This is a genomic window from Oryzobacter terrae (assembly GCF_042756445.1).
In the GTDB taxonomy this organism is placed as follows: Bacteria; Actinomycetota; Actinomycetes; order Actinomycetales; family Dermatophilaceae; genus Oryzobacter; species Oryzobacter terrae.
In genome coordinates this window covers 1,836,684-1,855,564 of record NZ_CP170578.1, presented here as the reverse complement: position 1 = coordinate 1,855,564, position 18,881 = coordinate 1,836,684, and the positions used below count along the sequence as shown (strand labels likewise).

General features: G+C 74.6%; 19 protein-coding genes. 11 read left to right on the top strand and 8 right to left on the bottom strand.

Translation table 11 applies throughout. The features are described 5' to 3' along the window. Positions 1-67: 67 nt before the first annotated feature. The 3 genes from ACFWN3_RS08700 to ACFWN3_RS08690 are packed head-to-tail and all read right to left on the bottom strand — an operon-like array spanning position 68 to position 2,722. Positions 68-1,309, bottom strand: coding sequence for a pilus assembly protein TadG-related protein (locus ACFWN3_RS08700; RefSeq protein WP_377645344.1), 1,242 nt, complete (start codon positions 1,307-1,309; stop codon positions 68-70). Beyond that, complete coding sequence (locus ACFWN3_RS08695) at positions 1,309-2,136, bottom strand: hypothetical protein (protein WP_377645342.1); 828 nt, start codon at positions 2,134-2,136, stop codon at positions 1,309-1,311. The genes ACFWN3_RS08700 and ACFWN3_RS08695 overlap by 1 nt, the downstream gene beginning before the upstream one ends. A 13-nt stretch (positions 2,137-2,149) precedes the next feature. Then, the gene (locus ACFWN3_RS08690) at positions 2,150-2,722 is read right to left on the bottom strand and encodes an RNA polymerase sigma factor (RefSeq protein ID WP_377645340.1); all 573 of its coding nucleotides are present in this window, start codon (positions 2,720-2,722) and stop codon (positions 2,150-2,152) included. Positions 2,723-2,956: 234 nt separating this feature from the next. On the opposite strand from ACFWN3_RS08690, the gene ACFWN3_RS08685 reads away from it, so the two are divergent. Then, positions 2,957-4,096: an OmpA family protein gene (locus ACFWN3_RS08685; protein WP_377645338.1), complete on the top strand. Its 1,140-nt coding sequence runs from the start codon at positions 2,957-2,959 to the stop codon at positions 4,094-4,096. Between the two features lie 21 nt (positions 4,097-4,117). On the opposite strand, the gene ACFWN3_RS08680 is transcribed toward ACFWN3_RS08685, so the two are convergent. Further along, positions 4,118-4,531, bottom strand: coding sequence for an organic hydroperoxide resistance protein (locus ACFWN3_RS08680; protein WP_377645336.1), 414 nt, complete (start codon positions 4,529-4,531; stop codon positions 4,118-4,120). Between the two features lie 59 nt (positions 4,532-4,590). Between ACFWN3_RS08680 and ACFWN3_RS08675 the strand changes: the two genes are divergently transcribed. From ACFWN3_RS08675 to ACFWN3_RS08665, 3 genes are all read left to right on the top strand, one after another. Then, positions 4,591-5,049, top strand: a complete 459-nt coding sequence (locus tag ACFWN3_RS08675) for a MarR family winged helix-turn-helix transcriptional regulator (protein ID WP_377645334.1) — start codon at positions 4,591-4,593, stop codon at positions 5,047-5,049. Between the two features lie 203 nt (positions 5,050-5,252). Beyond that, on the top strand, positions 5,253-6,329 hold the full coding sequence (locus ACFWN3_RS08670; protein ID WP_377645332.1) for a hypothetical protein: 1,077 nt from the start codon (positions 5,253-5,255) through the stop codon (positions 6,327-6,329). Further along, positions 6,329-7,135 carry a hypothetical protein gene (locus ACFWN3_RS08665; RefSeq protein ID WP_377645331.1) on the top strand — a complete coding sequence of 269 codons (807 nt, stop codon included), beginning with the start codon at positions 6,329-6,331 and terminating at the stop codon, positions 7,133-7,135. Before ACFWN3_RS08670 ends, ACFWN3_RS08665 begins: the two co-directional genes overlap by 1 nt. Here ACFWN3_RS08665 and ACFWN3_RS08660 read toward each other — a convergent pair. Continuing rightward, on the bottom strand, positions 7,114-8,238 hold the full coding sequence (locus tag ACFWN3_RS08660) for a hypothetical protein (RefSeq protein WP_377645329.1): 1,125 nt from the start codon (positions 8,236-8,238) through the stop codon (positions 7,114-7,116). The two genes, ACFWN3_RS08665 and ACFWN3_RS08660, sit on opposite strands and share 22 nt — an antisense overlap. Before the next feature lie 424 nt (positions 8,239-8,662). On the opposite strand from ACFWN3_RS08660, the gene ACFWN3_RS08655 reads away from it, so the two are divergent. The 4 genes from ACFWN3_RS08655 to ACFWN3_RS08640 all read left to right on the top strand — a co-directional run bounded on the left by ACFWN3_RS08655 (position 8,663) and on the right by ACFWN3_RS08640 (position 12,570). Next, positions 8,663-9,739 (top strand): isopenicillin N synthase family dioxygenase, encoded by a 1,077-nt coding sequence (locus ACFWN3_RS08655; RefSeq protein WP_377645326.1) that lies wholly within the window; start codon positions 8,663-8,665, stop codon positions 9,737-9,739. A gap of 187 nt (positions 9,740-9,926) precedes the next feature. After that, positions 9,927-10,883 (top strand): MetQ/NlpA family ABC transporter substrate-binding protein, encoded by a 957-nt coding sequence (locus tag ACFWN3_RS08650; RefSeq protein ID WP_377645323.1) that lies wholly within the window; start codon positions 9,927-9,929, stop codon positions 10,881-10,883. Between the two features lie 2 nt (positions 10,884-10,885). After that, on the top strand, positions 10,886-11,881 hold the full coding sequence (locus ACFWN3_RS08645; protein WP_377645320.1) for a methionine ABC transporter ATP-binding protein: 996 nt from the start codon (positions 10,886-10,888) through the stop codon (positions 11,879-11,881). Continuing rightward, positions 11,878-12,570, top strand: coding sequence for a methionine ABC transporter permease (locus ACFWN3_RS08640; protein WP_377645318.1), 693 nt, complete (start codon positions 11,878-11,880; stop codon positions 12,568-12,570). Before ACFWN3_RS08645 ends, ACFWN3_RS08640 begins: the two co-directional genes overlap by 4 nt. A gap of 20 nt (positions 12,571-12,590) precedes the next feature. Here ACFWN3_RS08640 and ACFWN3_RS08635 read toward each other — a convergent pair whose 3' ends face one another. From ACFWN3_RS08635 to ACFWN3_RS08625, 3 genes are all read right to left on the bottom strand, one after another. Next, entirely contained in the window at positions 12,591-13,292 is a 702-nt protein-coding gene (locus tag ACFWN3_RS08635) for a GPP34 family phosphoprotein (protein WP_377645316.1), read from the bottom strand. A gap of 134 nt (positions 13,293-13,426) precedes the next feature. Next, the gene (locus ACFWN3_RS08630) at positions 13,427-15,220 is read right to left on the bottom strand and encodes an ABC transporter ATP-binding protein (protein WP_377645314.1); all 1,794 of its coding nucleotides are present in this window, start codon (positions 15,218-15,220) and stop codon (positions 13,427-13,429) included. 46 nt (positions 15,221-15,266) lie between these two features. Further along, entirely contained in the window at positions 15,267-16,214 is a 948-nt protein-coding gene (locus ACFWN3_RS08625; protein WP_377645312.1) for a hypothetical protein, read from the bottom strand. A gap of 159 nt (positions 16,215-16,373) precedes the next feature. Here ACFWN3_RS08625 and ACFWN3_RS08620 point away from each other — a divergent pair, with 159 nt between their 5' ends. The 3 genes from ACFWN3_RS08620 to ACFWN3_RS08610 all read left to right on the top strand — a co-directional run bounded on the left by ACFWN3_RS08620 (position 16,374) and on the right by ACFWN3_RS08610 (position 18,872). Continuing rightward, positions 16,374-16,664, top strand: a complete 291-nt coding sequence (locus ACFWN3_RS08620) for a DUF4193 domain-containing protein (RefSeq protein ID WP_377645310.1) — start codon at positions 16,374-16,376, stop codon at positions 16,662-16,664. Positions 16,665-16,823: 159 nt separating this feature from the next. Next, entirely contained in the window at positions 16,824-18,563 is a 1,740-nt protein-coding gene (locus ACFWN3_RS08615) for a GAF domain-containing SpoIIE family protein phosphatase (RefSeq protein WP_377645308.1), read from the top strand. A 33-nt stretch (positions 18,564-18,596) separates the two neighbouring features. Next, positions 18,597-18,872 (top strand): DUF2218 domain-containing protein, encoded by a 276-nt coding sequence (locus ACFWN3_RS08610; protein ID WP_377645305.1) that lies wholly within the window; start codon positions 18,597-18,599, stop codon positions 18,870-18,872. The last annotated feature ends 9 nt before the right edge of the window (positions 18,873-18,881 follow it).

The following is an 18,881-nucleotide window of genomic DNA, read 5'->3' as shown; positions in this document are numbered from 1 at the left end:
GGCAGGGCCTTTGGTCCCGGGTCTCCGGGCCGCTCGGCCCTCGAGGGGTGCCTCCCTCAGGGCCGCGTCACTGGCTGAGGTGCAGGTCCGTCCTCGTGACCGTGGTCTCCTTGGCCGACGTGATCGTGATGCACGACTTGTTGCCGTTGGCGAGGTCGACGCCGGCGACGACGACGGGGCCGCCGTCGAACCCGAAGCACGAGTTGCCGTTGAAGTCGAGGGCGGCGGCGGGGGCGTAGACCGTCCCCGTGATCCCCGTGCTGCCGTTGCCCTGGATCGAGATCGGGTTGGTGTTGTCGCGCGCGTAGACGACGGCGAGGTCCTTGAAGGACCCACTGGTTGGCGCCGCGATGCTGACGTACCCGTTCTTCCAGTTGAGGTAGCCCGGGCTCGGCACGAACACCGTGACCCCGGTACCCGTGATCGTCGTGTTGTTGCCGATGAGCCAGGTGCTGCTGACGACGTAGAGGCCCGGGGTCAGGACGCACGCGACGTTGTTGCCGAGGGTGATCGGGGCGGTGTAGATGCCCGGTCCCTGGGTGCACGGGTCGGTCTTGGGCGTCAGGCTCGGGTCGGAGAGCGGGAGGCCCAGGCTCGCCATCGGGTCGCCGAAGGGGGAGATGGGCGTCGTGGCGGGGGTGAAGACGCCGCCGGCCACCGTCCCGACGACGTAGTTGCCGCCCGAGGTCCAGATGCTGTTGGGACCGGCGTCGACGTCGCCGTTGACCGCGATCGAGCCGCCGTAGACGGAGAAGTCGGCGTTCTCGGCCTCGACGCCTCCGAGGAAGCACAGGCTGCACTTGACCTCGGTGCCCAGCTCGGCCTCGGCGCCGCTGCCGACGGCGACGTCGGACCGGCCGATGATCCCGGCGAAGTTCGTCTTGACGTTGCGCGTCGGGATCTGGACGAGGACCTTGGTCGGGTTGACGCCGCCGTTGTTGAAGGCGATGCACGACGTGCCGCCCTGGGCGGCGTAGCCCCCGGGCAGGGTCGCCGTGCACGCGGACCACTCGGCCGCGCTGACGCTGAAGTTCGTCGCGGCGTAGGACTTCACGGCGGCGACGGCATCGGCGGTGCACGGCTTGACCCCGGAGACGCAGCCCGCGGCGGGGTAGAGCGCGTTGGCCCCCGCGAGGGCCGAGGCGTCGGCGGCGTTCTGCGAGACGCGACGGGTGTCGCGAGCCATGCCGAGGTCGACGACGAGGGCGACGAGGATGACGAAGACGGTGAAGCAGATGGCGACGATGACGGCGACGGCGCCCCGCTCGTCGTGTCCTGCGGCGACCCTCCCCTGCTGGTGGGTGCGCATCAGTCCTCCTGGGTGCTCTCGCCGGACGGTCCGGGCGACGGGCTCGTCGTCGCGGTGGGGGTCGACGACCTCGAGGGCCTGTCGGGCTTCGGGGCCTTGGTCTTCGTCGGCTTGGGGCCCGACCCGTCGTCGGACTCGCCTCCGGCGCCGCGGGTCTTGTCGGGCTTCGGGGTCTTGGTCGCCTTGTCGGCTCCACGGCCCTTGCCGGGGTGCGGGACGGTCGCGCAGTACCCGGCGATCTTGTCGGCGCCACCGGCCGCCTTCGCGAGGTTGCGCATCGGCGGGGTGTCGAGGGCGGGGGAGTCACCCTTCGCGTGGTGGTTCGCCCAGGCGGTGCACAGGCCGTGGGCGGCGGGGCCCGTGGCGTCCGGGCCGACGCCCCGGCTCGACGCCGACGCCGTCGACGTCGCGGCCGGGCTCGCGGAGCCCGTGGACGTCGAGGTGGGGGTCGTGGAGGTGGACGCGCCGCCGGGAGCGAGGGAGCGGGGCGCGACGGCGGTGGGGGAGAAGCTGACCGCCGCGACGAGGGCCGTGGCGCCGAGACCGAGCGCGATGCCCCCGACCGTGGCCGCGGCCTTGGCGCCGACGAGCCCGGTGAACCCGCTGAGGGCGACGGCCCCGCGGCCTCCGCCGCCGACGGCCGGGACCGCCGAGAACGTCGTGCGGTAGGCGGCGAGCGGGACGGCGAGGCCCTCGAGCTCGTGCCGGCGGGGGCCGGCGGTGAGGGCCGCGAGGGCCTCGTCGAGGGCGGGGTCGCCGGGTGGCCCGTCGGTGGGGGCGGCGTCGGTGCCCCCGGGACGCCACGAGGGCAGCCCACGCCAGTTCACCGTTCTCACACGCCTAGAGCGCCGCCGTGCTCCGATCCGTTACACCTCGGGTCGCGAGCAGCTCGCGCAGGCGGGCCAGCCCACGGTGGTGGGCGACCCGGACGGCGCCGCGGCTGCGTCCCACGACGGTGGCGACGTCCTCGACGGGCAGCCCCGCCACGACGCGGAGGATGACCACCTCGGCCTGCAGCGGGCTCAGTGCGGCGACGAGGGCGAGGGCGGAGTCGGTGTCGAGGCGGCGGGCGACGACCTCGGCCGGATCCGCGGCGTCCCCCCCGAAGACGGGCCAGGGCTCCCAGGACCGATCGCGGTCCGCGGCGCGCGTGCGTCGACGACCGGCGTCGACCGCACGACGACGGGCCGTCGTGAAAACCCATGCCCGCCACGCGTTCTCGTCGCCGCTGAAACGGTCCAGACCCGTGACGACGGTGACCCACGTGTCGGCGGCGACGTCGTCGGCCGCGTCGCTCGACACGGAGAGGTAGCGGACGACCGCGGGGTTGAGGTCGCGCCAGAGCGTGGCGAAGGCGGTCTCGTCACCGTGTTGCGCACGGTCGAGCACCGAGGGGAACTCCTCGCCGATCACAGACCGAGTATGGGAGCGCGGACCACTGGCTGTCCCCGGTTTGGTGACGCGCTCCCTGAGGCTCTTCTCAGACACGGCGACGGCGCCGATCCCGCACGGTTCCGCGGATTCCGGGGCCCGGGGGTCCGGCTGCCCACCCCCCGAACGGGATCTTCGGGACCTGCCACCGCCCGCGTTCGCCGGGACCCCTTCCCACGGAGGCGTCCATCGCTCACCATGGGCCTCGGTGGCCACATGAGCGAGACGACCCGGACGTTGGATGACCTCGTCGCCGCCCTCGAAGCGGGGAGCGGTGGCGCGCTCCTCGACGCCCTCGGTCCGGCGGCGGTCGACGTCCACGTCGACCAGTCCTGGGTCACCTTCGAGGGAGACGCCCGCGGCCCCGCCGTGGCGACCCTGCTCGCGGGGTTCGAGGACGTCGCCGTCACCCACGTCCTGCGCACGGCCACGACGACGGGCGCCACCGAGGAGGTCGTCGTCTCGGGCGTCCACGTCGGCCGTTTCGCAGGGGTCGAGCCCTCCGGGAACCGGGTCCGGATGAACGTCTCGGCGACGGCGGTCTCCGGCGAGGACGGCGGTGTCGCTCGACTGCGGCTGACTCCCGACCTCGGGGCGCTCTCCACGGAGGGGGCGGCCCGGGGCCACCTCGGCACGGCCACGGCGCTCATGGCCGCCTATCGCGAGAACGAGGCCCGCCAGGCGGCGGAGTGGCACGAGCCCACCGTCCAGGACGAGGTCGTCGCCCCCAGGGTCGCGGTGCCGCTGGGTCGAGGGCGCTCCCGTGCCCGCCTCGTGCTCCCGGCCCTCGTCCTCCTCGGCCTCGCTGGTGGGGCCGGCTGGTGGTGGCTCGGCTCGCGGCCGGGCGGCGCGGCCCGGTCCGCGGCCCTCCCGGCCGTCGCCCCCGCGACGACCGCGGCATCCGCCTCACCGACGCCGAGCCCGACGGCCCCCTCGGCGACGCCCAGCGCGGTGCCCTCGATCGCCACGGCGACCCCGACGGCACCCCCGAAGGTCCAGGAGGGACGTCAGCTCGTCCTGACCTCCGACGTGCTCTTCTCGCTCGGCTCCGCGCAGCTGACCCCGTCGGCGCGCAAGGCCCTGCTCGGCCTGGCCGCCGAGGTCCGGGCCGCCGAGGTCACGGGAACCGTGCAGGTGAACGGCTACACCGACGACGTGGGGACGCCCGCGAGCAACGTCTCGCTCTCGCGCGCCCGGGCGCTGGCCGTGGCGCGGGTCCTCCAGCCGGCGCTCGCCGGGATGCCGATCACGCTGCAGCCGCAGGGGTTCGGCGAGGCCTCGCCCGTCGCGACCAACGCGACGCCGCAGGGCCGGGCCAAGAACCGACGCGTGACGGTGGTCCTGCCCCGGCCCTGACGGACCGACCCACGATGCGGGTCAGGCGACCTCGAGGACGACCTCGATGTTGCCGCGCGTGGCGTTGGAGTACGGGCAGACCTGGTGCGCCCGCTCGGCGACCTCGAGCGCGAGCTCGCGGCTGACCGCGGGGATGGCGACCTCGAGCCGGACGGCGAGGCCGAAGCCCGCCCCGGCGCGGAGCAGCGAGACGTCGGCGACGACCTCGGAGTCGGTGGTGTCAACCTCCATCGCACCGGCGACGAGCCGGAGGGCGGAGTGGAAGCACGCGGCGTAGCCCGCGGCGAAGAGCTGCTCGGGGTTGGTGGCGCCTCCCTCACCGCCCAGCTCCTTGGGGGTGCGCACCGGGGCGTCGATGGTGCCGTCGAAGGTCTGGACGTGGCCGTTGCGGCCGTCCCCGGTGGCGACGGCAGAGGCGGTGTAGAGGGAGGTCATGACGACGATCTAACAGTGCACAATCTAATTGTGTCAAATCAAATGGTAGGCTGGCGGTCATGAGCGGTCCCACCGACGCCCTCGACCTCGACCGGCAGATCTGCTTCCCGCTCTACGCCGCGACCCGGGCGATGACCCGTCGCTACACCGAGCTCCTCGCCCCCGTGGGACTGACCTACCCGCAGTACCTCGTCATGCTCGCCCTGTGGTCCGACGGCGACCTCACGGTCGGGGCGCTCGGGCGGCGCCTCAGCCTCGACTCGGGCACCCTCACCCCGCTCCTCAAGCGGCTCGAGGCGGCCGGGCTCGTCGACCGCCGGCGCGACCCCGAGGACGAGCGGAGGGTCGTCGTCAGCCCCACCCGCGCTGGGCACGACCTGCGCGCGGCCGTCGCCCACGTCCCCGCCGGGATCGCCGCGTCCCTCGTCATGGAGCGGGCCGACGCCGTCGCGCTGCGGCGCATCCTCGCCGAGCTCGTCTCGACGCTCGACCCGCAGGGCGAGCCGGTCGTTCGCTGAGGACGCACGCGGGGCCGGTTTCCGCGAGTGCCGGACGCCCGGGACCGCGCGGCCCTACCGTGGCGCCACGACGTCGCCGTGTGCCGGTCCGCGACCCACGGCGCAGGGGATGCACGTGGAGGTGTGGCATGGGCGAGACGCCGTCATCGACGAGGCCCGCGGCCGACGGGGCCGGCGGGACGCCACGGTCGAGGGTGAGGCCGGTGCTGCCGCCGCGCCGCGCGGAGCGCCTCGTCGCGCTTGCGGCCACGACCTCCCTCGCCCTGGCCCTCGCGGCCTGCGGCGGAGGGTCGACACCGTCCGGCTCCGCGTCGCCGAGCGGCTCCCCCTCCCCGTCCGCCTCGGTCGGCTCGACCACGCGCCCCGAGGGCCCCTGGACCCTCGTCGCCTGGACGGTGAAGCGGTCGGACACCACGGTCGAGCAACGGTCTGCCCGCGCCATCCTCGGCACCTTCGACCCATCGTGCGAGACCGGGGCGTGCGAGCTCACGTTGAGCCCTGCCGGCGCCGACGGGACCTACCGCGAGCCGGAGGCGCCTCCCGGCGACGGCGCGACGCCGCTGACCCTGCCCTTCACGCTGGCGTGGAAGGGCTCGACGTACGAGGGCACCCTGCCCTTCCGGGTGGGCAGCTGCACCAACGCCAAGGGCGAGCTCGTCGAGAAGGGCTACTCGACGTCGACGTCGATGTCACTGACCTTCGTGCCCCCGGCGGCCTCCGCCCCGGCACGGCTCCACGGCACCGTGACCCACGTGTCGAAGGGCACGCCGGCCAGTCGCAAGAGAGGGTGCACGGACTTCACCGAGACCGAGGCGGTCACCGGCGTTCCCACGGGGTCGGTCGCCGCCACCGCGGTGCCGGCCGGGGAGTACGAGGGCTCGCTGAGCACGACGGCCACGACACCGAAGAGGCTGGCCGCCGTGGGATCCGCCCTGTGGCTCGGGACCATGACGGTCGCGGGTGATGCGGCGGCACCGACGATCACCGGGCTCGCGCGCTCGACGGGTCCGCTCACCACGGGGGCCGACGGGTGGTCGGCTGCGCCACCCGCCGGGGCGACGCAGTGCCGCGCACCCGACGGCACGGTGGTCGACGCCGGGGCCGACGGGACCGAGACGTTCGGGGGGTTGCACGCCGTGGCCCTGACGAAGGACGGGAAGCCGATCTTCGCCGGGTCGTGGCGGCTGCGGTCCAACCCCAACGCGAAGGGGCTCAAGGCGCGCTGTGCCCTCGCCGTCTACGAGGGCCGCCTCTACCTCGTGCCCCGCGGCGCCGGGTGATGAAGGACGTCTACCGGGAGGTCTCGCACTGGCGCCGGTTGCTCCCCCGCGAGCGGGACGTCGTCACCGGCCGGCGGGAGGGGTTCCGCGACGACAAGCGGGAGGACGACCCGCAGGCCGACCGGTCGCAGCAGTCGCAGGGCTCGGGCGACGGCGGGGCCGGCGGGGGCCTGCTCGGGACCGGTGTCCCGGTGGGGACCGCCGCCCTCGTCGCGGCCGCCGTCGTCGTGGCGCTCGGAGCCGGAGGGCTCGGCGTGCGCGCCCTGGTGTCGGACGACGGGGACGACCCACCGTCGGCGGTGTCGACCTCCGGACCCGGGGGTGCTCCGGGCGGAGCGGTCGCCGGCTCCGGTGCCCCGACCGCGTCCGGCGGCGCCGGTGTCCCGGTCCCGGTGCAGAGCGAGCCGCCCGCCACGGCGATCCAGCTGGAGTACACGGGCGGCAGCTTCGTGCGACGCGAGTGCACCGACCTCAGTGGCGAGGGGGAGTGCGAGTACTACGCCGACCCGATCCCGCTGTCGGTGTACTGCACCGCCGACGGGTGCACGCTCTACCACTTCGGGACCGGGTCCATCGACGGGCCGCTGAGCCTGAAGGGCCGGACGTCGGCGGACACGGAGGGGTGCCAGCAGACGTCGTGGACGCTGGACTTCACACCGGTGGGCGTCGCCGTGACCCAGGGGCTCCGGCACCCCGCGAGGATCACCGGCACCATGACGCAGAGCCGCCCGGCCGAGCTCCTCCCTGACGGGACGAACTGCCTCGGTGGGGACGAGGTGTACCGCTACGACGCCTCGCCCTCCTGAGGTCGCGGAAGGGGTGCGGTGCCGCCGACGACCGCGTCGACCCGGGCCAGCTCGTCGTCCCCGACGAGCGGGGCGAGGCGGGCGCGAGCGAGGGCCCATGCCTGCTCGAGGTGGCGGCCGGCGGTGACGACCTCCCCGGAGCCCCTGCGGGACAGCGCAGTTCCTCGACCTCCCTCATAGAGATCGGCGCCCACCGAGCGGCGGTCGACGTACCAGCCGTAGCGCTCGCGCGCGGGCTGGAGGGCGAGGTCCACGGCCAGCCGCCGCGCCGCCCGTCCCTGGCGACCACGGCAGGCGAGGACGGCGCCGAGGGCGAAGACGAGCGCGACCTCGAGCTCCTCGCCGTCGCAGAACTCCCCACCGAGCTCGAGGCGTCCGGGTCGGGGGCGGACGAGGAGGCCGGGTGAGGTCGGCCGGTCGAGCAGGAGCATGAGCGCCGGGGCGAAGACGGTGGCGAACGTCGTCGCGAGCCCGCGGTCACCCCACCGGGGGGCGCTGACGTTGAGGTGGGTGCTGTACCCCTCGAGGTGGTGGCCGCCGCCGAGCGCCGCGGCCAGGGACCTCTCGAGGGTGTCGCGTCCCCGGCGGGCCAGCTCCACCACGTCGGCCGCGGCACCCGGGCCCGCGACGACCGGCGGGGTGGCGACCTCCGCCTCCGCGCCGTCGGCCGTGACGACACCACCCCAGGGGCCGCGCTGGGCGTGCGGGTCGGTGGGGTCCGCGCGCACGCCGAGGTCCAGGCCGTCGATGACGCCCCGGACGTCGACCCGGCCCTCGGGACCGTGCAGGCGGTACTCGTGCTCGACCCCCAGCCGGAGGTCGCGGCGGGGCCGGGGTGGCCGTGCGAGGCGCCGACGTGGTGGTCGGGCGAGGGCGGCGAGCAGGTCGGCGTCGCGGCGGCCGGCGTCGAGGTCGCGGAGGAAGTCACGCACCTCGTCCTCACGCCGGGCGACGAACACGGGCCGGCCACCGGCGTCCGGATGGACACGGAACACCGTGAGGTCCCAGGTGCACAGGTCGACCGTCACGGTGAAGCCGCCCCGTCGGCGCGGGGCGAGGTCGAGCGCCTGCCCGGCCGGGCCCGGTCGCGTGTGCTCGCCCACGGCGCCACCCTAGGGTCGACGAGCGGACCACGAGCGACGGTTCCCGATCCGCGACGGGCCGAGCCGAGCCACCTCCGGTCGGCGGCAGGTCGCGGGGTGAGGGGCATGGATCGGCCCGAGCCAGGCTCGCGTGGTGGTCGGCGGCGGGAGGACCGTCACCTCTTGTGCTATAACTTCGTCTTATGCAGATCCAAAGCATCCGTATGGTTCGTGGCCGCTCCGGCGCTGCCCGACCCGTGATGCCGCGGCGCTGTCGCCGAGCCTGTCGCCGGTCCTGACACCGGCGGGGTCCGCACCGCGGCACCCCGGCTCCCCCCGCAGCGACGACCGCTGCGCGAGCGCCTCGCTCGCACCACCCGTGCGCCCCGGCACCGTCGCCGCGCGCCGCCCCTCGTCTCCCCCTGCCCGAGAAGGACCCGCCCCGATGACCACCACCGCGACCTCGCCGGCCCGTGGGCTGTCCGCCCGCACCCTCCCCCTCGTCGACCTCGAGGCCGCCCACCGCTCCGCGCGCGAGCGCGCCGACCTCCTGACCCGCCTGCGCGCGGCCGCCCACGGCCTCGGCTTCTTCTACGTGACCGGTCACGGCATCCCGCAGGGTGTCGAGGACGACCTCCTCGCCGCCACCCGTACCTTCTTCGCCCTCCCCGAGGACGAGCGCCGCCGCATCTCGAACACGAGGTCGCCGCACTTCCGCGGGTACACGAGCCTGGCGACCGAGCACACGGCAGGCGCACCGGACGCCCGTGAGCAGCTCGACATCGGCCCCGAGCGCGCCGCCCTCGAGCTCGGGCCCGACGACCCAGCGTACCTGCGGCTCGTCGGCCCGAACCAGTGGCCCGAGGGGGTCCCCGAGCTGCGCCCCGCGGTCCTGCGCTACCAGGCCGAGGCCGGCCGGGTCGCCCGGTCGGTGCTCGCCCTCCTCGCCGAGGCCCTCGGGGAGAGCCCGACGTGGTTCGAGCGCTGGTTCGACGACGAGGCCGTCGAGACGACCAAGCTCGTGCGCTACCCCGCGCCGCCGGTGTCGGTCGTCCCGGCCGACGCCGGCCAGGGGGTCGGGGCCCACAAGGACTACGGCTGGCTCGCCCTCGTCCTCCAGGATGAGCACCAGGGTCTCGAGGTCCGCACCGACGACGGGGACTGGATCGAGGCGACCCCGGTGCGCGGGACCCTCGTCGTCAACGTCGGCGAGGCCCTCGAGGTCGCGACGGGCGGCTACCTCAGGGCCAACGTCCACCGGGTCGTCGCCCCCCGTGACGGGGCCGACCGGTACTCCGTCCCGTCGTTCCTCGCCCCGCGCTACGACGCGGTCGTCGAACCGCTGACCCTGCCCGCCGAGCTCGCCGCCGCGGCCCGAGGTGTCGAGCAGGACCCGGCGAACCCCATCTACGCCGAGTACGGGCGCAAGGCCCTCGTCGGCTGGCTGCGCTCGCACCCGGAGGTGGCCCGGCGCCACCACGCCGACCTCCTCGGGGACCCGCAGTGGAACCCCGGCCGATGACGACCCGCCGCGGCCACGGACTGCGATGTCCGTGGCGGTGCTCCCCGGGGTCACCACCACCCCGGGCCGCCACCGCACGCCCCTGACGTCAGCCGACCCCACCACCAGCGGCACCTGACCGCACCGGCGCGGAACGCCCGCGCCGGCCTCCGCCGTGCCCCCACGGCCCCACACCCAGGAGAACCCCATGTCCGACAGCAGCACCCCCACCGGGTCCACCGCGACCATCCCCCCGAAGGGCGGGGCCGACCTCACCGAGCTCGAACCGGAAGGGCGGGGCAACCGCACCAAGGTCCTCGTCGCCGTCGTCGCCGTGGTAGCGATCGTCGCCGCCGCCCTCCTCGTCTGGCGGCCGTGGTCGTCCGGGGAGTCCTCGAAGTACAGCGCGGCCGACGCGCCCCTGCGCGTGTTCGCCTCCGTCACACCGCACGCCGAGATCCTCCGGTACGTCAACGACGAGCTGGCCGAGGGCGAGTTCTCGCTCCAGGTCATCGAGGAGACCGACGGCGTCAACGGCAACGACGTCGTCGAGAACGGCGACGCCGACGTCAGCTACTTCCAGCACGTCCCCTACCTCGAGTCCGACACCGGCGACAAGGGCTACACCGACCTCGAGGTGGGCGCGACCGTCCACGTCGAGCCGTACGGCCTGTACTCCGACAAGGCCACCTCGCTCGACCAGGTTCCCGACGGCGGCCTCGTCCTCCTCTCGAACAACGTGAGCAACGTGGCCCGCGGCCTCTACCTCCTCCAGGAGGCCGGCCTCATCACGCTGCCCTACCAGTTCGGCGACACCTCGCCCGAGGCGCTGAAGATCACCGAGGCCGACATCGTCTCCAACCCGAAGAACCTCAAGTTCCGCCAGGTGGAGCCGGCCCAGATCCCGCGGTCGCTGCCCGACGCCGCGCTCGGCCTCATCAACGGCAACGTCGCCCTGGAGGCGGGCCTGAAGCCCGCCGAGGACGCGCTGCTGCTCGAGAAGGCGGCGGGCAACCCGTACGCCAACATCCTCACGGTGCCGACGGCGCTCGAGAGCGACCCGCGGGTGACCAGGCTCGAGGAGATCCTCGAGGGGCCCGAGGTCGCGGCCTTCATCGACAAGACCTACCCGGGCTCGGTCATCCCGGTCGCCGGAGGCAACTGACCGTGTTCCGCACCGAGGAGCTCGTCAAGACGTTCGGCGACGGACCCGAACGGGTCGAGGCGCTGAAGGGGATCTCCCTCGACATCCCCGAGGGCGAGGTGTTCGGCATCGTCGGCCACTCCGGCGCCGGCAAGAGCACCCTGATCCGCTGCCTCAACCTGCTCGAGCGTCCCACGTCGGGACGGGTCTTCCTCGACGAGGTGGAGCTCACCGGCCTCAGCGCCGGTGAGCTCCGCCGCCGTCGGCAGCGGATCGGCATGATCTTCCAGCACTTCCACCTCTTCGAGTCGCGCACCGTGCTCGGCAACGTCGCGTTCCCGCTCGAGCTGCGGGGCATCGACCGCGCGCGGCGGGAGGCGCGGGCCAGGGAGATCCTCGAGATCGTCGGGCTCGCCGACCGGGCGCACGAGCACCCGTCCCGCCTGTCCGGGGGGATGAAGCAGCGGGTGGGCATCGCGCGGGCGCTGGCGGGGTCCCCGCGGGTCCTGCTCTGCGACGAGGCGACGAGCGCCCTCGACACCCGCACCTCGCAGCAGATCCTCGCGCTCCTGCGCGAGGTCAACGAGGCCTTCGGCGTCACCGTCGTCCTCATCACCCACGACATGGAGGTCGTCCGGTCGGCCTGCGGGTCGGCGGCGCTCCTCGCCGACGGCCGGATCGTCGAGTCGGGGCGGCTCACCGACCTCGCCCTCGAGCCCGCCTCGGCGCTGGGCCGCCTGCTCCTGCCGCTGCGGGGCGCTCCGGTGGCCGCGGACGAGACCCACCTGCTCCTCACCGTCGCCGACGTCGCCCACGGCTCGGCGGCCCTGTCCCGCCTGGCGCGCGACCTCGACGTCGACGTCACGATCCGGGCCGGCTCCATCGAGCGGATCTCGGCCCAGGACGTCGGCCGCTTCCAGGTCGCCCTCGAGGCGCGCCCCGACCGGGCGGCCCCCGCCACCGACGCGGTGGTGCGCTACCTCACCGACCAGGGCGTGCGGACGGAGGTGCTCGCATGAGCGCCGTGACCGGCCTCGTGGGCGCCGACGGCTCGCTGTCGGAGTACGTCCCGATCCTGTGGACCGCGCTCGGCGAGACGGTCTACATGGTCGCCCTGTCGGCGGTGCTGACCTTCGTCGTCGGCCTGCTCATCGGGATCGCCCTGTACGTCACCGCCCCCGACGGGCTGCGGCCCACGCGCTGGGTCAACCTCCCGGTCGGGCTGCTCGTCAACGTCAGCCGCTCGCTGCCCTTCCTCATCCTCCTCATCGTCCTCATCCCCGTGACCCGCGCCATCGTCGGCACCTCGCTCGGGGCCACGGCCGCGATCGTGCCGCTGACCGCGGGGACCGCACCCTTCTTCGGGCGGTTGGTCGAGACGGCCCTGCGCGAGATCGACCGCGGGCGCATCGAGGCGGCGCAGGCGATGGGGGCCACCCACGTCGACGTCGTGATGAGGGTCCTTCTCCCGGAGGCGCTTCCCGCCCTCCTGGCCGGCGTCACCCTGACGCTCGTCATGTTCGTCGACTACTCGGCGATGGCTGGGGCGATCGGCGCCGGCGGCCTGGGGACGGTCGCCATCAAGTACGGCTACCAGCGCTTCAACACCGAGCTGATGCTCGCGACCGTCGTCGTCCTCATCGCGATCGTCCAGGCGATCCAGCTCGGCGGGGAGGCCGTCGTGCGCCGGGTGGCCCGCCGCCGCTGAGGCCGGCCGGTCGCGACCCCTCAGCTCGAGCCTCCGACCGCGGCCGCGGACACCGCAGCCGTCGTCGCGGCGACGATGGCGGCGTTGATGTCGCTGATCGCCTTGGCGACCGCGGGACCGCCCCACAGGTCCTTCGTCACGAGCTCGGCACGGGCCTTCAGGTCCTTGGCCCCGACCGCGGGGAACAGCTGTCTCAGCACCCCGGTCGCGTGCGCGACGGCGACGAGGGCGGGGAGCTCGGTGTCGGGGGAGCCGTTGCCGTCGAGGACGCTGCGGACGGCGTCGACGCTCGTGGCGTGCTCGCCGGTCAGCTGGCGCCAGCGCGTCCTCGGGAGGACGCCGAGGACCTTGTGGGTCTCGGGGCGGACGTAGCCGGCGACCTCGAGGCGCTGCCAGGTGTCGGTGCGCAGCCGGCCGGCCCGGTCCGTCCACGACGAGGCGCCGCCGAAGCGACCGACGGCGTCCTTGGGCGAGCGGTCGACCGCGCGCTCGAGGACCTCGGCGAGCTCCGGAGGCGGAGCCACCCCCGTGGCCCGCACGCGGGCCCGGCGTCCCTCGCCCTCGACGCGAACGACTCCCCGGTGGGCGAGCTCGAGGAGCGCCGCGCCGGCGAATCCCACCGTGAGGCGGGTGTCGTCGACGAGCGGTCGTCCCGTCGCCGGGTCGTGGGCGAGGATCAGGAACCGCGCGTGGAGGGGGAGTGCGTGCCGGTCTGCGGTCATGGCGGCCTCCTTCGGGCGGTGGCGGTGGTGGCCACGCCCCGACGGTAGGGCGGTCGCTGCGCCACGGGCCTCCCCCGTGCGACGGAGACGGGCTCAGCGTCCCGGCGGAGCGGCCACCAGCCGGACGCTCGGACTCATCCGTCGGCGAGCGCCCCCGTCTGCACCGACCACAGCCCGGCGTAGATGCCGCCGGCCGCGACGAGCTCGTCGTGCGTCCCCGCCTCGGCCACGCCCCCGGCGTCGAGGACCCAGATGCGGTCGGCGTGCCGCACCGTCGAGAGCCGGTGCGCGACGACGAGGGCCGTGCGCCCTCGCGTCGCCTCGCGCAGCGAGCGCTGGATCGCGGCCTCGGTCTCGTTGTCGACGGCGCTCGTCGCCTCGTCGAGGACCAGGACGGCGGGCTCCCGGATGAGCGCGCGGGCCAGGGCCAGGCGCTGCCGCTGGCCACCCGAGAGGGTCACCCCGCGCTCGCCGACGAGGGAGTCCAGGCCCGACGGCAGGCGGTCGACGACCTCGGTCGCCGCGGAGTGCTCCGCCGCGAGCAGCACCTCCTCGTCGGTGGCGTCGGGCCGGCCGTACGCGATGTTCTCGCGGACCGTCCCCGCGAAGAGGTGGACGTCCTGGGCGACGTAGCCGAGCGCGCCGCGCAGCGAGGACCAGGTGAGCTCGCGCAGGTCGTGGCCGTCGACGAGCACCTGCCCGGAGCGGGGGTCGTCGAAGCGCAGGAGGAGCCGAAGGAGGGTCGACTTGCCGGCGCCGGTCGAGCCGACGACGGCGTGGGTCTCGCCCCCGGGCACCACGAGGTCGATGCCGGTGAGCACGTCGGGGCCGTCGCCGTACCCGGCTCGCACGGAACGGAACTCGACGCTCATCGGACGCTCGCCGCGGGGCAGGTCGACCGTGCCCTCGTGGGTCTCGACCGGCTCGGCGAGCAGGCCGAGGATGCGGGCCGTCGACGCCCGTCCGCGCTGGTAGAGGTCGAGGACCTCGGCGACGTCGGTGAGCGGCCACAGGAGGCGCTGGGTCATGAAGACGAGCACCGAGTACAGGCCGACGGCGAGGTCGCCGTCGAGGACGCGGAACCCGCCGATGAGCAGCGTGCAGGTGAAGCCCGCGAGGATCGCCATCCGCACGAGCGGGACGAAGGCGGCCGACGAGCGGATCGCCTCGACGTTGGCCTCCCGGTAGGCGGCCGAGGCCTCGCCGACCCGTCGGCCCTCGAGGCGCTCCGCGGCGAAGGCCTTGATCGTCGCCAGGCCGGAGAGGTTGGCGCTGAGGACGCCGGAGAGCGTCGCCACCGACCCGCGGACCCGGTCGTAGAGCGGCTCGAGCCGCTTCTGGTAGCGCAGCGACGCCGCGATGATGACCGGGATCGGCAGGAACGCGAGGACGAGCAGCTGCCACGACGCGATCGCGAAGACCGCACCGACGACGACGATGTTGAGGAAGGTCTGCCAGATCGCGGGGACGCCCACGTCGAGCAGCCGCTCGAGCTGGTTGACGTCGTCGTTGACCGTGGCGAGCGTGGCGCCCTGGGCCCGCGACTCGTGCCACCCGAGGTCGAGGCGCTGGGCGTGCTCGTAGGCCTCGACCCGCAGGTCGTGCTCGACGGCCTGCGAGAGCCCGCGGAACATCACCGCCGCGACGTACTCGCTCGCCGACTCGACGACCCACACCGCGGCGTTCGCCACCGCGAGGCAGACGAGCTGGGTGTGGCGCGACTCGACCCCGAGGAGCTCGGCGACGAAGGAGTCGGACCCGCGGACGACGACGTCGACCGCCGCGCCGATGAGGAGCTCGGGGACGACGTCGGCGAGCTTGTTGACGGCCGAGACGACGACGGCCACCGTGAAACGCGTGCGGTACCGGCGGTACCGGTGCCACAGCGCGCGCAGGGGGCTCGGTGGGGTGGGGGCGGGCGGGCGCACGGCGACCTCTTCTGGGGCTCGGGGGACGCCCTCAGGTTAGGTGCCCCTAACCGCGCTGCTCGACGGCGGTGTCGAGGAGTGAGCGGGCCCGCTCTGCCGCGACCGCCGCGTCCGCGGCCGCCGACCTGGCCCCGGCCAGCGCGGCATCGGCCGCCTCCTCCTGCTCGACCGCCGTGGCGAGCGCGGCGTCGGCGGCCCTGAGGGCGCGCACCAGCTCGTCGCGCCGGGTCTCGAGCTCGAGGCGGGAGGTCCGCGCGCGGGTGGCCTGCCGCGCGGCGGAGGCCGCCGCGTCCTCGGCCGCCGCCCGCTCGTCGTCGGCCCGGCGGACCTCCGCTCGTGCGGCCGTGACGGCGGCCCGTCGCGCCGCCGCCTCGGCGTCGGCAGGCGGCCCCGACGACGCCGGCGACCCCGACGGCCCGGCGGACCCGGTCCGCGCGGCCGCGTCGTCGTCGCGCCCGTCGGGGACGGCCGTCACCCGGGCCGGCACGAGGGCGGGGACGGCGAGCACCCTCGCGAGGTCCACGGGGTCGAGCCCGGTGGAGGTGAAGGTCTCGGTCAGCAGGCCGGTGAGGAGGGCGCGGCCCGCCGGCTCGTCGACCATCGCGGCCCGCAGCGACTCCTCGACGGCCCCGCGGACCTGCGCGTTGACGCCCTGGCCGGCCGCGGTGGCGTGCGTGGCAGCCCGGGCGGCGACGGCGCGGGTCAGCTCGCGCCGCTGCTGGTCCAGCGCCCGCAGCTCCGCCGCGCCGAGGACGCCCATCGCCTCGCGCAGCCGTCCGCCGAGCTCGACGACCGGCTCGACCTCGTCCCGGTGCTCCCGGGCGAGGAGGTTGAGGACCCACGCCCCGGCGCTCGGCCGCCGCAGCCGGCGCACGTCCTCGGCGAGCTCGCGAGCCCCCCGGGAACGAAGCGTGGCCACCCGCGCGTTACGTGCTGCGGTGAACTCCTGCGGCGGCAGGGCGTAGAGCTCGCGGGCGATGTCCTCGAGGTCCATCCGCCCATGATCCACGGCCGTGGGAGGTCCCGTCGGCCCGATGGCGTGCCGGCTCGTGTCCACAGGTGAGACAAACCTTTGACACATCCGGCTGACCTCGACATACTCATGCGCCCGGGGTCCGCCGAACCCGACCGCCGACAGAGAGGCACCCGCGACATGGCCACTGACTACGACGCCCCGCGGCTGCGCGAGGGCGAGGACGACAAGCCCGAGAGCCTCGAGGAGCTGCGCGCCAACAGCGCCCGCGCCGCCGTCGACATCATGGAGGACGACACCGAGGCCGTCGACGGGCACACCCTGCCCGGCGCCGACCTCTCCGGCCTCCAGCTCGAGGTCACCGTCCTGCCCCGCCAGGCCGACGAGTTCTCCTGCATGAGCTGCTTCCTGCTGTACCACCGGTCGCAGGAGTCCAAGCCGGGCACCGGCATCTGCCGGGACTGCGCCTGAACCTCCGTCGCGCGTCGGCCGGGTGAGCCCCGGCGGCGCGCGACGTCCTTTCGGCGCTGCGCATCCTCCGTCAGGACTAGAGACAACCGCCCCCTGGCCTGCAAGGATCCACGCGTGAACGAGGGTTCTGGTCAGCGCGGACCGAGGATGCCGCGACAGGTGGGCGAGAACCTGGCGCAGCTGGCGCGCGTCACGAGCGAGCTGACGACCGCCGGCTCGGTCGAGGCCGTGACGAAGATCGTCACCCACCACATGGCCGACGCCCTCGGCGCGACGATCGCCGCGCTCGCGCTCGCGGAGGACGACCACGTGCGGCTCCTGGGCGTGCGCGGCATCGGCGCCCCCGAGGCGGCCCAGTGGGAGGTCATCCCCGTCGACCGGGCGACCACGGTGACCGACGTCATCCGCACCGGCCGGCGGCTCGTCCTCGTGGGCGCGGCCGCCATCGCCGAGCGCTACCCCGACCTCGTCAACGCCGCGCGGGGCGAGCGCACCACCGTGACGGTCCCCCTCCGGGTCGCCGGGCGCACGCGCGGCTCCATCCACCTCTCGATCCCCGGCGGCGCCGAGCCGCACCCGGCGGAGCTGGAGTTCCTCGAGATCCTCGCCGACACCTGTGCCCAGGCGTTCGAGCGGATCGAGGCCTCCGAGGTGGCGGCGCGCCAGACCGCCCGGCTCGCGTTCCTCGCCGAGGCCTCCATCGAGCTGGCCAAGAGCCTCGACCTCCCCGTGACGATCCAGCGGGTCGCCCGCCTGGCCGTCCCGGACTTCGCCGACTGGTGCGCCATCGACGTCGTGCGCGACGGCGCCCTCCACCGGCTGGCGGTGGCCCACGTCGACCCGGAGAAGGTCGAGCTGGCCATGGCGCTCCAGCAGCGTTGGCCCCCCGACCCCGCGAGCCGGTTCGGGGCGATGGAGGTCGTGCGATCCGGCGAGCCCATGCTCGTGCCGGAGATCACCGACGAGATGCTCGAGGCGACCGCCCAGGACGAGGAGCACCTGCGCGTGGCGCGCGAGCTGCACCTGCGCAGCGCCCTGGCCGTGCCGCTGCTCGTGCGCGGCCGGGCGATGGGCGTCATCACGTGGGTGTCCACCGACGACAACCGCCGGTACGACGAGGACGACCTCCACTTCGCCGAGCACCTCGCCCGGCGCTCGGCGAGCGCCCTCGACAACGCCGAGCTCTACAGCCAGACCCTCGCGGTCGCCGAGCAGCTCCAGCGTGCCGTCCTGCCCGAGTCGGTCTCGGGGACCGACGACTGGGAGGTGCACTGCCACTACCTGCCGTCCGGACGGACCGAGGTCGGCGGCGACTTCTACGACGCGTTCGCCCTCGACGACGGACGGGTCGTGGCGTTCGTCGGCGACGTCATGGGGCGCGGGGTCGCCGCGGCGGCCGCCATGGCCGGGATGCGGGCGTCGGTGCGCGCGTTCGCGTCGGTCGACCCGACGCCCGACGCCGTGATGTCCGCGCTCGACGGCATGGTGCAGCGGTACGGGACCGAGCAGCTCGTCACCCTCGCGTACATCCTCACCGACGAGGCGCAGGACGTCCTGCACCTGGCCAACGCCGGTCACCTGCCCCCGTGGGTGCTGCGCGCCGACGGCGCCGTCGAGCAGCTGCCGTTCGCCGACGGGCCGCCGCTGGGGCTCGGCGACGGCCACCGCAGCGGGGTGACGATCCCGTTCGCGTGCGGCGACACCCTCCTCGTCCTCACCGACGGGCTCGTGGAACGGCGCGACGAGGACATCGAGGAAGGGCTGGGGCGCCTGCGCGGCGAGGTCCACCGGCTCGCCGGGTCGCCCCTGTCGACGGCGCTCGTCGAGCTCGTCGAGGCCGTGCGCGACGAGCGCTACGACGACGACGTCGCCGCCCTCGTCCTGCGCCGCACCCCCTGACGGAGCGGGGCGCCGGCGACGTACCGTCGTCGCATGAGCACTCTGACCGGAACGATCCCCACCCCGCGCGGCGCGCGCTACGCCAAGCAGCTCGCCGGGCACTGGCGCGAGAAGGCCGAGGTCACCGAGCGGCCGGACGGCTCGGTCGCCTTCCTCATGGAGGGCGGCGCCTCCGCCACGCTCACCCCGCGCGAGGACGACCTGCGCGTCGAGGCGAGCAGCGCGGAGTTCGGCGAGGTCGTCCGCCGTCACCTCGAACGGTTCGGCACCCGCGAGGAGCTCACCCTCGTCTGGGACGACGAGGCCTGACGCCGCGGG

Excerpts from the sequence above, each read along its gene's own strand:
- ACFWN3_RS08700 (WP_377645344.1), bottom strand. The coding sequence starts at position 1,309 with ATGCGCACCCACCAGCAGGGGAGGGTCGCCGCAGGACACGACGAGCGG.
- ACFWN3_RS08685 (WP_377645338.1), top strand. The coding sequence starts at position 2,957 with ATGAGCGAGACGACCCGGACGTTGGATGACCTCGTCGCCGCCCTCGAA.
- ACFWN3_RS08680 (WP_377645336.1), bottom strand. The coding sequence starts at position 4,531 with ATGACCTCCCTCTACACCGCCTCTGCCGTCGCCACCGGGGACGGCCGC.
- ACFWN3_RS08675 (WP_377645334.1), top strand. The coding sequence starts at position 4,591 with ATGAGCGGTCCCACCGACGCCCTCGACCTCGACCGGCAGATCTGCTTC.
- ACFWN3_RS08665 (WP_377645331.1), top strand. The coding sequence starts at position 6,329 with ATGAAGGACGTCTACCGGGAGGTCTCGCACTGGCGCCGGTTGCTCCCC.
- ACFWN3_RS08655 (WP_377645326.1), top strand. The coding sequence starts at position 8,663 with ATGACCACCACCGCGACCTCGCCGGCCCGTGGGCTGTCCGCCCGCACC.
- ACFWN3_RS08650 (WP_377645323.1), top strand. The coding sequence starts at position 9,927 with ATGTCCGACAGCAGCACCCCCACCGGGTCCACCGCGACCATCCCCCCG.
- ACFWN3_RS08640 (WP_377645318.1), top strand. The coding sequence starts at position 11,878 with ATGAGCGCCGTGACCGGCCTCGTGGGCGCCGACGGCTCGCTGTCGGAG.
- ACFWN3_RS08635 (WP_377645316.1), bottom strand. The coding sequence starts at position 13,292 with ATGACCGCAGACCGGCACGCACTCCCCCTCCACGCGCGGTTCCTGATC.
- ACFWN3_RS08625 (WP_377645312.1), bottom strand. The coding sequence starts at position 16,214 with ATGGACCTCGAGGACATCGCCCGCGAGCTCTACGCCCTGCCGCCGCAG.
- ACFWN3_RS08620 (WP_377645310.1), top strand. The coding sequence starts at position 16,374 with ATGGCCACTGACTACGACGCCCCGCGGCTGCGCGAGGGCGAGGACGAC.
- ACFWN3_RS08610 (WP_377645305.1), top strand. The coding sequence starts at position 18,597 with ATGAGCACTCTGACCGGAACGATCCCCACCCCGCGCGGCGCGCGCTAC.